Source organism: Luteimonas sp. A501, assembly GCF_054052085.1.
Map to the genome: position 1 here is coordinate 78,121 of NZ_JBSVRI010000003.1, position 15,953 is coordinate 94,073.

Here is a 15,953-nt window from a genome sequence, read left to right on the forward strand (position 1 = left end):
TCGTGGCCATCGGCTGGCCGATGTCGATCGGCATCAGGAAGTTCGCGTCGTCCACTTCGAAGCCGTGGCCGGCGTAACAGAGGCGTAATGGAACAGCGCGATGTCGGCCCCGACCGCCTCTGCGGCGAAGTTCGCGAGGTCCCCTGCCAGGCAGAGATGGTAGTCCGAAATCCCGATCACCAGCGCCACGCGCTTGCCGGCGGCATCGGCGGGGAATGCCAGCAGGCACCCCAGGACCAGCCCGGCCGCGGGACAGTAGCGCAGTGCGCCGCCGATGGCGCGTCGAAGAGGAATGGCGCGCCTGGAGGGATTCGAACCCCCGACCAATGGCTTCGGAAGCCACTACTCTATCCGGCTGAGCTACAGGCGCGCAGACCGTCATTTTCCACTATCTGGCGGATTGAAGCGAGGGGCGCGGGCACGGTCGTGGCGATGCGCTGCCGCGCTGCTGCGCCAGGCCGCCGCGGCAGCGCCCCGGCAGTACCATATCCGCCATGTCCTACGAACGTTTCGAGGCGCGCGCGCCCGCCGCGCCCACCTGGCGCGAGCGCCTGGGCCTGTACTGGACGCTGATGCGCGCGGACCGGCCGATCGGCTGGCTGCTGCTGCTCTGGCCGACCTGGTGGGGCCTGTGGATCGCGGCCGAAGGCGTGCCGCCGCCGTGGATCCTGTTCGTCTTCAGCGCCGGGGTGTGGCTGACGCGCGGCGCCGGCTGCGTCATCAACGATTACGCCGACCGCTGGCTGGATCCGCACGTCGAGCGCACCCGCGAGCGCCCGCTGGCCACCGGCGCCGTCCGCGGCCGCGAGGCGCTGGCGCTGTTCGCGGTGCTGATGCTGGCGGCATTTGCCCTGGTGCTCACGCTCAACCGGCTCACCATCCTGATGAGTGTCGTCGGCGTGTTCCTGGCCGCGACCTATCCCTACCTCAAGCGCTACACGCACCTGCCGCAGGTCTACCTGGGCATGGCCTTCGGCTGGGGCATCCCGATGGCCTTCGCCGCGGTGCAGGGCGAGGTGCCGGCGGTGGCCTGGGTGCTGTACGCGGCCAACATCCTGTGGTCGACGGCCTACGACACCTGGTACGCGATGGTCGATCGCGACGACGACATCAAGGTGGGCTCGAAGTCGACCGCGGTGCTCTTCGGCGACATGGACCTGGTGGCGCAGGGCGTGCTGTATGCGCTGACCTTCCTCGGGCTGGCGCTGGTCGGCCGCCAGGCGGGAATGGGCGCCTGGTACTGGGCCGGTCTCGGGGTGGCGCTGGTGCTGGTGGCGTGGCAGTTCCGGATCTGCCGCAACCGCGAGCGCGGGCCGTGCTTCCGGGCCTTCCTGCACAACCACTGGGTCGGGATGGTGGTGTTCGCCGGCATCGCAGCCGACTTCGCGCTGCGTGGGCCGCGGTGATCGTGGTGGCGTCACGGGTCCTGATCGGCGGGCGGACCGGACCGGCCATGACGTGGCGGAGGCATCGACTCTGGCCCAATGGCCGCTGCTCCCCCCGGCCCGGCTCCTGATGGCGCAGACACCCGACATCCCGCCGAATCCCGTGCAGCGCCCCTCGGCGCTGTCGGCGATGCGCTATCCGATCTTCCGCCAGGTCTGGTTCGCGAGCGCGTCCTCGAACTTCGGCGGCATGATCCAGTCGGTCGGTGCGTCGTGGCTGATGATCTCGATCGCGAAGTCGGCCGACATGGTCGCCCTGGTGCAGGCCTCGGTCGCGCTGCCGGTGATGCTGTTCTCGCTGGTGGCCGGCGCGATGGCCGACAACTTCGACCGCCGCAGGATGATGCTGGGCGCGCAGCTGTTCATGCTGCTGGTGTCGGTGGCGCTGGCGCTGTGCACCTGGGCGGGGCTGGTCACGCCGTGGCTGCTGCTGCTCTTCACCTTCCTGATCGGCTGCGGCGCGGCCTTCAACGCGCCGGCCTGGCAGGCCTCGGTGGGCGACATGGTGCCGCGCGCGGAGCTGGCGGGCGCGGTGGCCATCAACAGCATGGGCTTCAACATCGCGCGCAGCGTCGGCCCGGCGGTCGGCGGCGCCATCGTCGCCGCCGCCGGGGCCGCCGCGGCGTTCGCGATCAACGCGGTGAGCTATGTCGCGCTGGTCGTGGTGCTGGCTCGCTGGCGGCCGGAGCCGAAGCCGCGGCTGCTGCCGCGTGAAGCGCTCGGCAGCGCGATGGCCGCGGGCGTGCGCTACGTGATGATGTCCCCGGTGATCCGCACGGTGCTGGGGCGCGCCTTCGTCTTCGGCCTGGGCGCGAGCGCGGTGATGGCGCTGATGCCGCTGGTTGCCAAGGACCTGGTCGTCGGCGGCCCGCTGACCTACGGCCTGCTGCTGGGCGCGTTCGGCCTGGGCGCGATCGGCGGCGCGATGGGCAGCACGCGCCTGCGCGGCGCGCTGTCGAACGAGGGCCTGGTGCGCTGGGCCTGCTTCGCATTCGCGATCGCGGCGGCGGGCGCGGCCATGAGCACCTGGCTGCCGCTGACGATGGCGGCGCTGCTGCTGGGCGGCGCGTCATGGGTGCTGGCGCTGTCGACGTTCAACGTGACGGTGCAGCTGTCCACGCCGCGCTGGGTCGTGGCGCGCGCGCTGTCGCTGTACCAGATGGCGGCCTTCGGCGGCATGGCGCTGGGCAGCTGGCTGTGGGGCTTCCTCGCCGAGCATGGCGACGTGCGCATTGCCCTGGCCGGGGCGGCGCTGGTGATGGTCGCCTGCGCGCTGCTCGGCTTCTGGCGTCCGCTGGCCAGGCTGACCGAACTCAACCTCGACCCGCTCAGCCGCTGGAAGGAGCCCGCCACCGCGGTACCGGTGCAGCCGCGCACCGGGCCGGTGGTGATCACGATCGAATACCTGATCAACGAAGAGGACGTGCCGGAGTTCCTGCACGCGATGGCGGAGCGGCGTCGCATCCGCCGCCGCGACGGCGCCCTCAACTGGCGCGTGCTGCGCGACCTCGCCGATCCGCAGGTCTGGATCGAACGCTACGCGACCCCGACCTGGCTCGAGTACGTCCGCCACAACAGCCGCCTGACCCACGACGACGCGACCGTCCCGGCGCAGCTGCGCGCGCTGCACCGCGGGCCCGAGGGGCCGCGGGTGCGGCGGATGATCGAGCGCCAGCCCAGCGAGCTGCACACCGTGCCGACCTCCGGCCCGCAGGCCCTCACGGAGCCGGTGACGGTTCCGCGGAGTTCGTAGGAGCGCCCGTCGCGGAGGCTCCCGCTGCGCCGCGGCGCAGCGAACCTAAGGCGCGCGGGCGCAGATCCATGCATCCACGCGCTCCACGCCGGCATCGAACAGGGCGTCGGCGGCGGCGTGCAGGGTGGCGCCGGTGGTCATGACGTCATCGACCAGGGCGACGTGCGCTGGCGCGCCGTGCCCGGCCACGACGAAGGCGTCGCGCAGGTTGCCGATGCGGGCGTCGGCGTCCAGGCGCGACTGCGCCGAGGTGTTGCGGACGCGCAGCAGCAGCCCCGCGTGCACCGGCAGCGCCAGCGCCCGGCCCAGCGGGCGCGCGAGCTCAAGCGCCTGGTTGTAGCCGCGCTGGCGCAGGCGGGCACGGTGCAGCGGTACGGGCACCAGGACATCGGGCCGCGCGAGGCCGGCGAAAGAGGCGGCCATCGCCTGGGCCAGCAGGCGGCCGGCGGCAAGGTCGCGATGGAACTTCAGGCGCGGCAGCAGGCGGTCCAGCGGGAATCCGTAGAGGAAGGCGGCGTGGACTTCGGAGAGCGGCGGCGGGTCGTGCTGGCAGGCGCTGCAGAGGCGGGGTTGAGGGGTCCGGGCAGGCTGTGGCGGGATCGGGATCGGGATCGGGATCGGGGTCGCAGCTGTAGCTGCTCCTGCGAGGGGGGCTGGCGTAGACAGCGGCATTGCGCAGGACAGGCAACAGGGCGGCATCCACGGCAGGCCGGCTTCGCAGTCGGGGCACAGGTCGAGGCGGCCGCGGGCCGGTTCCCCGCAGACCAGGCAGCGTGGCGCCCACAGGCAGCGGCCGAGTCGGCCGAACCAGCCGTCAACCGCGATGGCCTGCGCGAGGTTGACAGGTGCAGGCATGCTTTCCAGACTGCCCGGTCAGCTCCGCAAGCGCCTTCAGGAACACGCCATGCCCGCCGTCAGTGAATTCCGCGCCGGTGACGCCGCCGCCCCGCGCCACGACTGGACCCGCACCGAGGTGGAGGCGCTGCTCGACCTGCCGCTGCCCGAACTGCTGTTCCGCGCCGCCAGCGTCCACCGCCAGGCCTTCGACCCGGCCGAGGTCCAGGTCAGCACCCTGCTGTCGGTGAAGACCGGCGGCTGCCCCGAGGACTGCGCCTACTGCCCGCAGGCCCAGCGCTACGACACCGGCGTCGACGCGCAGAAGCTGATGGAGACCGACGCGGTGCTGGAGAAGGCCCGCCAGGCCAAGGCCGCCGGCGCCTCGCGTTTCTGCATGGGCGCCGCCTGGCGCTCGCCCAAGGACCGCGACATCCCGAAGGTCGCCGCCATGATCGCCGGCGTGAAGTCGCTGGGGCTCGAGACCTGCGCCACGCTCGGCATGCTCACCGGCAGCCAGGCGCAGGCGCTGAAGGACGCCGGCCTCGACTACTACAACCACAACATCGACACCGATCCCGAGAACTACGGCGCGATCATCCGCACCCGCGACCTGCAGGACCGGTTCGACACCCTGGAACACGTGCGCGACGCCGGGCTCAAGACCTGCTGCGGCGGCATCGTCGGCATGGGCGAGACCCGCCGCCAGCGCGCCGGTTTCCTGCAGACCCTGGCGACCATGCCGGCGCACCCGGACTCGGTGCCGATCAACCGCCTGGTGCAGGTGGAAGGCACGCCGCTGCACGGCACCGCCGAGCTCGATCCCTTCGAGTTCGTGCGCACGATCGCGGTCGCCCGCCTGCTGATGCCGAAGTCGATGGTGCGGCTGTCGGCCGGTCGTGAGCAGATGTCCGACGAGCTGCAGGCGCTGTGCTTCAGCGCCGGCGCCAACTCGATCTTCCACGGCGAGAAGCTGCTGACCACCGGCAACCCCGACGTCGCCCACGACCAGGCGCTGTTCGACCGCCTGGGCCTGCGCGCGATGGCGATCACCGTCGATGCCGAAGGCCACGACCACGGCGGCACCGTGCACGCCGACATCGTCGACCCGCAGCCGCGGACCTGCGTGGCCTAGGGGCGCGCCATGGCCGCCAAGCGCCCCGACCTCCGCCGCCGCGCCCAGGCACAGCGCGCCGAGGCGCTGGCGAAAGACCTGGTGCGCAGCCGTCGCGTGGTCGGCCGCCGCGACGGCGTGCGCATGGAGATCGACGGCCGCTGGCTGCTGAATTTCTGCGGCAACGACTACCTCGGCCTGTCGCAGCAGTTCCAGGTGGTCGATGCGATGCAGAGCGGTGCCGCCCGCGACGGCGTCGGCGGCACCGGCTCGCACCTGGTCAGCGGCCACCACGTCGCCCACGACGCGCTTGAGCGCGAGGTCGCGGACTGGCTCGAAGTGCCACGCGCGCTGGTGTTCGGCAGTGGCTACATGGCCAACCTTGCCGTGCAGCAGGCGCTGCTTGGCGAGGGCGACACCAGCGTCCAGGACCGCCTCAACCACGCCAGCCTGATCGACGGCGCGCGTCTGGCCGGCTGCCGCCTGCGCCGCTATCCGCACGCCGACGCCGAGGGCGCGCTGCGCCAGCTGCGCTCGGTGCCCGAAGGCGCCGCGATGCTGGCCACCGACGGCGTCTTCAGCATGGACGGCGACGTTGCCCCGCTGCGCCAGCTGGCCTTGGCCGCGCGCATGCAGTCGGCGCTGCTGTACGTCGACGATGCCCACGGCATTGGCGTGCTCGGTCCCGGCGGCCGCGGCAGCGTGGCCGACGCGCGCCTGGGCGTGGCCGACGTGCCCCTGCAGCTGGTCACCCTGGGCAAGGCCTTGGGCAGCTACGGTGCGGTGGTGGCCGGCGACGTTGATCTCATCGACCACCTTGCCGGCACTGCGCGTCCCTATCTCTATACGACCGCGCTGCCGCCGCCGCAGGCCGCCGCGGCACTGGCGGCGGTGAAGCTCGCGCGCCGCGAGCACTGGCGGCGCGAGAAGCTGGTCGCGCTGGTGCAGCGCTTCCGCGAGGGCATGCAGGCGCTGGGCTTCGAGCTGCCGCATTCGGAGACGCCGATTCAGCCGGTGCCTTGCGGCGACAACGCGCGCGCGCTGGACATGGCCGCAGGCCTGGAGGCCGAGGGCTTCCGGGTGGCCGCGATCCGTCCGCCGACCGTGCCCGAGGGCCGCGCACGCCTGCGCGTGACCCTGTGCGCCGCGCACGGCGAAGACCAGGTGGACGCGCTGGTGGCCGCGCTTGCCCGCGTCCGCGACCACGTCGACGCCCGCGCGGCCTGATCGCGCTGACGTCCGTCGAAAACCGTGTCCACTGACGCCCCTGTCCCTGCCCCGGGCCGCGCGCTGGCCGCCATCGGCATCGCGCTGTGCGCGTCGCTGTTCTTCACCCTGACCTATGTGATCAATCGCGCTGCCGCGGACCAGGCCATGCACTGGGCGTGGATCGCCTCGCTGCGCTACCTGATCACCCTGCCGCTGATGCTGCTGCTGATGCCCTTCCAGGGCGGCGCAAAGCCGGTGCTGCGCGCGATCACCGCGCATCCGTGGGCGTGGCTGCGCTGCTCGCTGATCGGCTTCGGCGTGTTCTATCTGGGGTTGAGTTACGCCGCGGCCAGCGGGCCGTCGTGGCTGGTGGCGGGCACGTTCCAGTTCACCGTGATCGCGGGGATGCTGTGCGCGCCCTTCCTGTACCGCGACGCGCGGCGGCGGATCCCGCGCGCCGGCCTGGGCGTGGCGGCGGTGATCTTCGCCGGTGTGCTGCTGATGCAGTTCGGCCATGCAAGCGGCGCGCTGGACCGCGCCGGCTGGATCGCACTCGCCTGCCTCCTGGGGGCCGCGTTCGCGTTCCCGCTCGGCAACCGCATGTTGCTGCTGCACTTGGAGACCACCGGTGAAACGCTCAACGCCACCCAGCGCGTGTTCGGCATGACGCTGGCCAGCCAGCCGCTGTGGTGGCTGCTGGCGGCGTATGCCTGGACCACGCAGGGCGCGCCGACGGTGGCGCAGCTGTGGCTGGGCGCGGCGGTGGCGCTGTTTGCAGGCGTGATCGCCATGGTGCTGTTCTTCCAGGCCACCGGCATGGTGCGCACCCAGCCGCTGGCGCTGGGCGGGGTGGAGGCGATGCAGGCCTCCGAGGTGCTGTTCGCGGTGCTGCTGGGCGTGCTGCTGCTGGGCGAAGACTGGCCGCAGGGCATGGCGCTGGTGGGTGCGGCGGTGGTGGTGCTGGGCATCGTCGGCTTCGCCTGGGTGGTGGCGCGGCCGGCCGCGGGCAGCGAGCGTGCGACCAAGGTGCTACGGACCGACCGGGGTGCATGAGGAAAGGTCCGGTCAGGATTGCTCAGAGACTCCTGGGCGCATCATCCCGCTTGCGAGTAGTTGCCGCAGATCGGTTCCAGCTTCGCTGCTTCCACCGCCGGCGCCGCGAAGTCGATCGAGGCCAGAAGGCCGTCGTCGGCGACGTTGTACCAGGCCACGCCGTTGGCAAACATTGCCACGGTGATGCCGCCGAAGCCGGACATGAAGGGCACCCACGTGGGCTGCGCGCAGCCAAGTTCGGGCTGCAGGTCGCGCGCCCAGAAGCCGTGCTGATAGCGGTAGCGCTCAAGCGTCGCTACCTGCAGTCCGCGCCGTTCGGGATCGCGCTGCATCGCGGCGACGAACATCGCGCGATCCAGCACGTCGCGGCCGTCGATGCGGCCCTGCTGCTCGCCGAGGAAGCGCGCCAGCTTGGCAAAGTCGTCCGACAGCAGGGTCAGGCCGAAGCCGGACAGCGGCTGGCGCGCGTCGTCCTGGCTGCGGCGCGTGACACGTGCGGTCGGGCTGAGTGCCAGCGGTGCGAACACGTCGGCCCAGAGCACGTCGTCGAAGAAGTCGTCGTCTGAGCGGCCCGGCAGGCGACGCAGTGCCTCCTGCAGCACCGTGCCCAGCAGGTAGGTGTCGGAGGTGTGGTAGACCCAGCGCGCGCCGGGCGCGTCGTGGCGCGGATAGGCCTCGCAGGCGAAGGCCAGACGCTGCGCATGGGTGTCGGGGGCGAAGAAGCCGCGCACCTTGGCATCGTCTTCGTCGGCCATGTAGGCGGGCGAGTCGTACTGGCCGGTGGTCATGTCGAGCAGGTGGCGGAAGTTCACGCCGTCCCACTTCTCCGTCATGCAGCCGCTGGCGCGCGCGAAGCCGCTGACCGGCAGCTCGGCGACGCCTGGATGCAGGCGCTCCATCCGCATCAGCGCGATGCCGGCGACCACCGACTTCGCGACCGAGTACGAAGGGATGTCCATCACGTCGCAGTACGGATACGCGCCGTGGCGGGTGTCGCAGCCGGAGCGGTAGTGGATGCCGTTGGCGACCACGCCGTGCACGCTGCGCCCGCGCGGCGCGCCTATGGCGAAGCGCGCGGGGTCGACGCCTGGGTGGTCGATGGCCAGCGCCGACATCGGCCGCACCGGCAGCCGTGCGGCGGTTTCGCGCGCGTAGGCGGCGATCACTTCGTCGCGCGTCGCTACCGGTCCGGGGACGTAGCTGGCATCGAGCAGCCCCCACATGTCGAACTGCAGGTAGTGGCAGGTCTCGCTGCTGATCTGTATCGCCGCCCGCGAGACCGCGCCGCCATCCTTGAACAGCAGCATCAGCACGCCGTTGTGGGTGCAGTTGGCGTTCTTCTGCACCAGCGCGAAGGGGATCGCGGCGCGGGTCCAGCCGCCATCGCCGGGCTCGTCCCAGGCGCGGCCGGCTTCGATTACGAACTCCCACCAGGGATGGCTGCCCGGAATCGGGCCGCGTTGTGCCGGGATCAGGACATCGCCGTCCTGCACCAAGGCAATGTCCAGGTCCTGCGGCAGCGTGCGCGCGGCGTCGACATCGCCCGGGCCGAGGAAACCGTCCAGTGCGACGAGGGTGCGCGTGGCCGGCCGGCCCGACAGTCTCAAGCGGCCTTCGAAGCGATGCGTCGGCGGCAAGGCATCTACCGGCGGCGCATAGGCGGACAGGTCGACGCTGTGGCGGTAGCGGCCCGACATCAGGGTGTCGCGGTCGAGTTCCGTGCGTGCGCTGGCCTGGGTGCCGGCATCCGCGGTAGCCGGGTCCGTGACGCTGGCCGCCACCGTACCCGTGACCAGCAGCATCAGCACGGCAGCCGCCAGCGCGCAGGCGCGCGCGTACCGCGTCGTCATCAGATCCCGCCCATGCACACGTACTTGAGTTCGGTGTAGTCGGCGAGACCGTACTTCGAGCCCTCGCGGCCGGTGCCGGATTCCTTGATGCCGCCAAACGGCGCAACTTCCGTCGACACCAGTCCGGTATTGACGCCGACGATGCCGCACTCGAGCGCTTCGGCCACGCGGAAGGCGCGGGCCAGCTCGCGGGTGTAGAAGTAGCCGGCCAGGCCGACCTCGGTGTCGTTGGCCAGCGCGAGCACTTCGTCCTCGCTGCTGAAGCGGAACAGCGGTGCCACCGGGCCGAAGGTTTCGTCGCGGGCGAGCAGCATGTCGGTGTTGGCGTCGAGCAGCATGGTCGGCTCGTAGAAGGTGCCGCCCAGCGCGTGGCGCTTGCCGCCCATGGCCACGCGCGCGCCCTTGGCCAGCGCATCCGCGACGTGTTCCTCGACCTTCTCCAGCGCCTTGGCGTCGATCAGCGGACCCTGGTCGGTGGCGCCGGCGAGGCCGTCGCCGACGCGCAGCTTCGCGATGGCATCGCCCAGCTTGTCGGCGAACGCGTCATACACCGCCTCGTGCACGAACAGGCGATTGGCGCAGACGCAGGTCTGCCCGGTGTTGCGGAACTTGCTGGCCATCGCGCCTTCGACGGCGTCATCGAGATCGGCGTCCTCGAACACGATGAAGGGCGCGTTGCCGCCGAGCTCCATCGAGATCCGCTTCATGGTGTCCGCACACTGCGCCATGAGCTTTTTGCCGACGCCGGTGGAGCCGGTGAAGCTGAGTTTGCGCACCTTGGGGTTGCCGGTCATCTCGCCGCCGATCGCCGCGGCGTCGCGACCGGTGACGATGTTCAGCACGCCCGGCGGCAAGCCGGCGCGTTCGGCCAGCACGCCCAGCGCCAGCGCCGAGTACGGCGTCTGCGTGGCCGGCTTGCAGACCACGGTGCAGCCGGCGGCCAGCGCCGGCGCGATCTTGCGGCCGAGCATCGCCGAGGGGAAGTTCCAGGGCGTGATCGCGGCGACCACGCCCACCGGCTGGCGCAGGGTCATGATGCGTTTGTCGGCGGCGTGGCCGGGGATGGTGTCGCCGTACATGCGCCGGGCTTCCTCGGCGAACCACTCCAGGTAGCCGGCCGCATACGCGATCTCGCCCTTGGCTTCGGCCAGCGGCTTGCCCTGCTCGGCGGTCATCAGCCGCGCCAGGTCGTCCTGGTGCTCGAGCATCAGCCGGTGCATGCGCTTGAGGACGTCGGCGCGCTCCTTCGCGGTGGTGCGCGACCAAGGCTTGAAGGCGGCGTGCGCGGCGTCGATGGCGCGGCGGGTTTCGCCGGCGCCCATGTCCGGGATGGTGCCGAGCACCGCGCCGGTCGCGGGGTTGGTGACCTCGCAGCTGCCGTCGGCGTCGGCGTCGATCCACTCGCCGCCAACCAGGGCGCGCGTGCGCAGCAGGTCGGGATCGGACAATGAAAGCGCGAGGGAGGTGTGCGATTGGTTCATGGTCTTGCTCATGCTCATGCGTGTGTCCGTGGGTCCAGTCGGTCGATGCGCCTTGCGGCGGCCAGCATCGCCACGCCGGACAGCGCCAGCGCCGCGATCGCCGCCGCGATCAGCAGGGGGTAGTCGTCATCGTGCAGCAGCAGGCCGGCCGCCATCGGGCCGGAGGCGAGGCCGAGCTTGGACATGAAGCCGCCCAGCGTCGCCAGCCTGCCGGACAGGTCCAGCCGCGACAGCATCCCGAACAGGTACGGCACCACGAACGACCAGGTGACCGCGGTGCCGACGTTGGCGATGAAGAACACCGGCTGGCTGCCGCTCCAGAAGAATCCGGCGGTGCCGGCCAGGGTGAGCAGCATCGCCACCAGCATCGGGCGCAGGCGGCCGAAGCGCGTGCCCATGAAGATCACCAGCCCGGCACCGGCGGCGCCGACCCAGGTCGCCCAGCCCAGGGCCTGGCCGATGAAGCCGCGGCCGAGCTCGTAGTGCTCGCCGAGGCGGATGATGAACGCCGACAGCGCCATGTTGCCGGCCTGGAACAGGAACAGCGCGAGCAGTGCCAGCACGGCCGTGGTGCGCGCGGCCGTCGACATCCGCTGCGCGACGGCGCCGTCGGCGGCTGGACGCGAGTCGGCGAGATGCGGAATCGCGAAGATCGCCACCAGCGCGCAGGCGGTCAGCGCCGCCAGCGACAGGAACAGGATGCGCGCGCCGAACTCGGGCACCAGCGTCGGCAGGAACATCACCCCCAGCCCGCCGAGGCCGAACTGCACCAGCAGCAGCATGCCGAACGCGCGGTCCGGCGAATGCGTCCGCGCCATCACCGAATAGACCACGCCGACCGCCATGCCGCCGACCAGCCCGTGCAGCGCGCGCATCGCGGTGAGCGGGCCGGCGGCGTGGATCGCCAGCGAACCGAGGTCGAGCAGCAGCAACAGCGACAGCAGCGCGAACAGTGTCGGCCGCCAGCGCACGCGGCGCACCAGCAGCACGGCGATGAAGCTGCCGACGCTGGCGCCGTAGATGTTGGCCGCGCCGACGGTGCCGGCCTGTGCGTTGCTGAAGCCGAGGCCGGTGATCAGGCCATCGACGATCGCCGACATGATGTTGACGTAGAAGAAGCCGGCGGTGGCCACCAGCGCCAGCAGGGCGTAGAGCCAGAGCCGGTCCGGGGCCTTCGCGATGGGAGCGGCGGAGGCGGCAGGAGCGGCAGGAGCGTCGGCGTTGACGGCGTTGGTGGTGGCGGTCATGCGCTGGGGATCCTGTGGGTGTCGAGCCTGCGGCCGCTGATCGTGTCGTCGCCGGTCATGACGCCGGCTTCTTCCAGCCGCCGCCGCAGCGGTGCCAGTTCGCGTTCGTGATGGCGCCACAGCCCGACCGAGCTGCGATACACCGGCTGCCGCACCTGCGCCGCGCTCGCGGTCAGCGTCGGCTCCGGGTTTCGGTCGAAGGCCAGGCAGGCGCTGTCCCAATCCAGTCCGGCATGGGCGACCAGGCGACGGCTCACGCCCTCGTGGTCGGCCACGAGGTCTTCGTAATCGACTTCGATGAAACGGTCCGCCGGCAGCACGCGCCGCCAGTGGGCCATCAGTTCGCTGTAGCCCAGCCAGTAGCGGCCAAGGTCGTCGAGGTCGTAGGAGAACGGATAGGCCATGCGAAACAGCGTCTTGTACATGGCGTAGCAGGCGTCCATCGGGTTGCGCCGCAGATGGATGATGCGTGCCTGTGGCAGCGCCGCCGCCACCAGGCCGAGATACAGAAGATTGCCGGGCGTCTTGTCGACCATGCGGACATGTCCGCTGGCGGACCGGCCGTCGTGGGGTGCCGCATCTTGGGGAGCCGCGTCATTGAGTCCCGCGCCGCTCGGTGCTTCGTCGTTGGGCACTGCGCACTGCGGCAGCGTGCCGCAATACGCGCGCCCCAGTGCGGCGAAATCCATCCCTGCAGAGCGCCGCACCAGCTCCGCCTTTCCGCTCGCCGGACTCGCCAGCCGCACCACCGCCTGCGCGAGGTCGGCGCTTTCGCCGCGGCTGGTCACCGCCGGGTGCGAGGCCAGCGTGCGTTCGACCAGGGTGGTGCCGCTGCGCGGCAGGCCGACCACGAACAGCGGCCTGGCGTCGTCGTGTCCGGCGTGCTGCTGCGCAAAGAAGCCGGCGTCGAAGGTGTCGGCGATCAGCCGCATGGTGTCGAGGTCGTCTTCGACGCGGTACTGCAGCCGCCGCCTGCGCGCGTCGGCGCCGCGCCTGAGCGCCGCAAATGAAGCCGCATGCTCTCCCAGGTCCTCGCGTTCCCTGGCCAGCGCGTAGTTCAGCGGCACGACCTCTGCACTGGCCTCGGGCACGCGCGCAAGCCGAGCTTCGATCGCCGCGACATGGTTGCGCTCCGGCGTCTGCCGCCGCAGCGTCGAGCGGTTGTACCAGGCGTCGCCGTCCTCCGGCGTCTGTTTGATCACCCGGTCCAGCGCCGCCTCCGCCTCGTCCATCCGGCCCAGCGCCAGCAGGGTGGTGGCGTGGTTGTAGAGGCAGGTGGGATCGCCGGGGCGCAGCGCCAGCGCGGTGGCGTAGCAGCGCTCGGCCTCATGGAACAGGCCGAGCAGGGTGTAGCGCAACCCCAATTCCTGCAGCAGGTCGGGCTGATCGCCGGCCTCGGCCGACAGCGCGTGCATCGCTTCGGTGCAGGCCGCGCTGAAGCCGGAACGGTGGTGCCCGTCGATCCGCCGCAGCGCTTCGGCCGCGGCGGCAGTCATCGCTTTGATCGGCGGGTCTGCCTGCATGTCAGAAACGGTAGCCGATGGTCACGCCCACGGTGCGCGGCAGCGCGACCAGCGCCTTGGAGCCGTTGCCGAAGTAGCCCTCCGTTGGCGCGGTGCCCATGTACTGCTCGGTGTAGATGCCGCTGACGCCTTCTTCGTTGGCAAGGTTCTTCGCCCACAGCGTCACGTCCCAGCTGTCGATGCTGTAGGTCGCCGATGCGTTGAAGATCGCGAAGCCGTCTAGCGTGCGCTGGAACTTCGGATTCAGGCTGAGCGCGTTCTCGGACTCGGACTGGTAATACGCGTCGCCGCGCAGCGTCAGCAGGCCGCGACCCACGGCGAGGCCGTAGCTGCCGCCGGCGTTGAAGCGGTGCTCGGACACGCCGGGCAGCGAGTCGCCCTTGAGTCCGTAGAGATAGGCGCCGTCCGCGGCCACCGCGTCGGCCTCCAGTTTGGCCTGGGTGTAGGTGTAGCCGAGGTTGTAGTTGAAGCCCTCGCCGATGCCGCCGGCCAGCTCCAGCTCGACGCCGCGGGTGCTGGCCTTCTCGGCGTTCTGCACCGCGAAGAAGCCCCAGAGCGTGGTCGAGCTGTTGACCTGCGGGTCCTTCCAGTCGACGTAGAACACGTTGGCGTTGTAGGTCATCCGCCCGGCGCGCCCCTTGAAGCCCAACTCGTGGTTGCGCACGGTGTCGGACTTGTAGGTGGTCCAGGCCGGGTCTTCGGCGAAGTTGCCGGTGGTCGGGGTGCCGTTGGTGCCGCCGCGGCGATAGCCCTCCGAAACGGTGGCGTAGAGCTGGTGGCCGGGGGCGAAGAACCACGAAGCGTTGCCTTTGAACAGCGTGCGGGTGTCGCTTTCTTCACCGTGCGAGGTCGAGCTGTCGACCAGCGACGCCCAGTTGCTCGTGGTCTGCGCGACGTCGGTCTCCGCCTCGTGGCGGAAATGACGGAAGCCGCCGGTGAACTGCAGGGTGTCGGTGGCGTGCCAGGTCAGTTCGCCATACACCGCGGTCTCCTGGAATTTCTCGTCCTGGCGGTAGTCGAAGTCGACGTCGCCGGTCACCGCGGCCTCGGCGCCCGGGAACGCCGCGTCCCACCAGCGCTTGAAGCCGTGCAGGTAGCTCACCTGCGTCGCGAAGCGGTCCTGGTCCTGGTAGTACGCGCCGAGCACGTAGTCGAACCGGCCTTCGGTCTTCGAGACCAGGCGCAGCTCCTGGGTGAAGGCCTTCTCGCCGTAGCCGCGCTTCGCCGAGGCCAGCGGCCGCGGGTAGTTGTAATAGAAGCCGAGCCAGCCGTTCTGGGCGTAGAAGCCGGTGTTCTCACTGGCGATGTCGCCTTCGTGGTTGTACGCCGAGGTGCTGGAGGTCAGTGTGGCGAAGCCGAGGTCGACGTTGGCTTCCAGGCTCGACAGATTGACGTGGCGCGCCGCCGGCTCACGCTGCACCGAGCCGATCTCGAGGTCGTCATAGGGCACGCCCCAGCCGTCGTTGCCCAGGCTGGTGCCGCGGCGGCCGCCGAAGCGGTCGGCCTGCGCCATGTAGCTGAGCGTCAGGTCGAAGGTGTCGCTTGGCTTCCACAACAGCGACGCGCGGCCGTAGTGCTGGCGCACGGTGTCGGCGTCGCGGATCCGCTCATATTCCGCCGTCTCGGCGAAGATGCCGTCCGGCGCGGTCGGGATGCCCTCGGCATCCAGGCGATAGACGTTGCGGTAGTCGGTGACGCCGGCGAAGTCGTTGCTGGTGACGTTCAGGCGCAAGGCCACCGTCTCGGCCACCGGAATGTTCAGGGTGCCGGATCCCGACGTGCCGATGCCGCTGGAGCCTTCCACGCTGGACGCACTGAAACTCGCCCGTGCGTCCCATGCACCCAGCTCGGGCTGGCGCAGCAGGAAGCGCACCGCGCCGCCGAGCGCACCGGAGCCATACAGCGTGCCCTGCGGGCCGCGCAGCACTTCCACCCGGTCGATGTCGGAGAGCAGGAAGTTGGCGAACAGCGGCGTGTTGTCGACGTAGGTCGCCACCGTCGACATTGCCGAGACCGCGTAATCGCCCAGCGCCGAGCTGTCGACGTTGAGGCCGCGGATGCGGATGCCGCTGACCACGCTGGAGTTGCGCGCGCCGCGGTCGACCACGCCGACGCCGGCGACGCCGCGCATCAGCTCGGCGGTGTCGAGGATGTTCTGCTGCTCGATCGCTTCGCCGGAGACCACGCTGATGTTGTAAGGCACCGCGAGGATGTCCTGCTCGCGGCCCTGCGCGGTCACGACGATGGTGTCGAGTTCGGTCGGCTGGCTGGCTGGCGCGTCTGCGGGCGACGCGTCCTGCGCGAACGCCGGTGCCTGCGCAAGCAGTCCGGCCATGATTGCGATCGCGAGCGGCGAACAGCGCGGGCGAAGGTGCTGCGGGGTCTTGCGAGTGTTCGGTGCGTTCATGGTGTTCTCTCGGCCTCCCCAGGCAAGAAATCGAAAC

General features: G+C 70.7%; 12 protein-coding genes and 1 tRNA gene. 5 read left to right on the forward strand and 8 right to left on the reverse strand.

Features of this window, described 5'->3' with window-relative positions; all coding sequences use genetic code 11:
• Positions 1-33 precede the first annotated feature (33 nt).
• The gene (locus ACW7G5_RS10015; RefSeq protein ID WP_457004128.1) at positions 34-327 is read right to left on the reverse strand and encodes a hypothetical protein; all 294 of its coding nucleotides are present in this window, start codon (positions 325-327) and stop codon (positions 34-36) included.
• A tRNA-Arg gene (locus ACW7G5_RS10020) sits at positions 294-370 on the reverse strand. The genes ACW7G5_RS10015 and ACW7G5_RS10020 overlap by 34 nt, the downstream gene beginning before the upstream one ends.
• Positions 371-494: 124 nt before the next feature.
• On the opposite strand from ACW7G5_RS10020, the gene ubiA reads away from it, so the two are divergent.
• Both ubiA and ACW7G5_RS10030 read left to right on the forward strand, forming a co-directional pair.
• A complete protein-coding gene (ubiA, locus tag ACW7G5_RS10025; protein WP_457004130.1) occupies positions 495-1,406 on the forward strand; it encodes a 4-hydroxybenzoate octaprenyltransferase in 912 nt (303 codons plus the stop codon).
• A gap of 109 nt (positions 1,407-1,515) precedes the next feature.
• Entirely contained in the window at positions 1,516-3,198 is a 1,683-nt protein-coding gene (locus tag ACW7G5_RS10030; protein ID WP_457004132.1) for an MFS transporter, read from the forward strand.
• A gap of 45 nt (positions 3,199-3,243) precedes the next feature.
• On the opposite strand, the gene ACW7G5_RS10035 is transcribed toward ACW7G5_RS10030, so the two are convergent.
• The gene (locus tag ACW7G5_RS10035) at positions 3,244-4,053 is read right to left on the reverse strand and encodes a double zinc ribbon domain-containing protein (RefSeq protein ID WP_457004134.1); all 810 of its coding nucleotides are present in this window, start codon (positions 4,051-4,053) and stop codon (positions 3,244-3,246) included.
• 49 nt (positions 4,054-4,102) lie between these two features.
• Between ACW7G5_RS10035 and bioB the strand changes: the two genes are divergently transcribed.
• Genes bioB through ACW7G5_RS10050 form a run of 3 tightly spaced genes read left to right on the forward strand, consistent with a single transcriptional unit; the run spans position 4,103 to position 7,408 of the window.
• Positions 4,103-5,167, forward strand: a complete 1,065-nt coding sequence (gene bioB, locus ACW7G5_RS10040) for a biotin synthase BioB (protein WP_457004136.1) — start codon at positions 4,103-4,105, stop codon at positions 5,165-5,167.
• Between the two features lie 9 nt (positions 5,168-5,176).
• Positions 5,177-6,373, forward strand: coding sequence for an 8-amino-7-oxononanoate synthase (bioF, locus tag ACW7G5_RS10045; RefSeq protein ID WP_457004138.1), 1,197 nt, complete (start codon positions 5,177-5,179; stop codon positions 6,371-6,373).
• A gap of 24 nt (positions 6,374-6,397) precedes the next feature.
• Positions 6,398-7,408: a multidrug resistance efflux transporter family protein gene (locus ACW7G5_RS10050; protein WP_457004140.1), complete on the forward strand. Its 1,011-nt coding sequence runs from the start codon at positions 6,398-6,400 to the stop codon at positions 7,406-7,408.
• 41 nt (positions 7,409-7,449) lie between these two features.
• Here ACW7G5_RS10050 and ACW7G5_RS10055 read toward each other — a convergent pair whose 3' ends face one another.
• The 5 genes from ACW7G5_RS10055 to ACW7G5_RS10075 are packed head-to-tail and all read right to left on the reverse strand — an operon-like array spanning position 7,450 to position 15,916.
• A complete protein-coding gene (locus tag ACW7G5_RS10055; protein WP_457004142.1) occupies positions 7,450-9,258 on the reverse strand; it encodes a serine hydrolase in 1,809 nt (602 codons plus the stop codon).
• The gene (locus ACW7G5_RS10060) at positions 9,258-10,757 is read right to left on the reverse strand and encodes an NAD-dependent succinate-semialdehyde dehydrogenase (protein ID WP_457004144.1); all 1,500 of its coding nucleotides are present in this window, start codon (positions 10,755-10,757) and stop codon (positions 9,258-9,260) included. Before ACW7G5_RS10060 ends, ACW7G5_RS10055 begins: the two co-directional genes overlap by 1 nt.
• A complete protein-coding gene (locus tag ACW7G5_RS10065; RefSeq protein WP_457004145.1) occupies positions 10,754-11,986 on the reverse strand; it encodes an MFS transporter in 1,233 nt (410 codons plus the stop codon). Before ACW7G5_RS10065 ends, ACW7G5_RS10060 begins: the two co-directional genes overlap by 4 nt.
• Positions 11,983-13,482 (reverse strand): sulfotransferase, encoded by a 1,500-nt coding sequence (locus tag ACW7G5_RS10070; RefSeq protein WP_457004147.1) that lies wholly within the window; start codon positions 13,480-13,482, stop codon positions 11,983-11,985. Before ACW7G5_RS10070 ends, ACW7G5_RS10065 begins: the two co-directional genes overlap by 4 nt.
• Positions 13,483-13,510: 28 nt before the next feature.
• Positions 13,511-15,916, reverse strand: coding sequence for a TonB-dependent receptor (locus ACW7G5_RS10075; protein WP_457004149.1), 2,406 nt, complete (start codon positions 15,914-15,916; stop codon positions 13,511-13,513).
• Between the last annotated feature and the right edge of the window lie 37 nt (positions 15,917-15,953).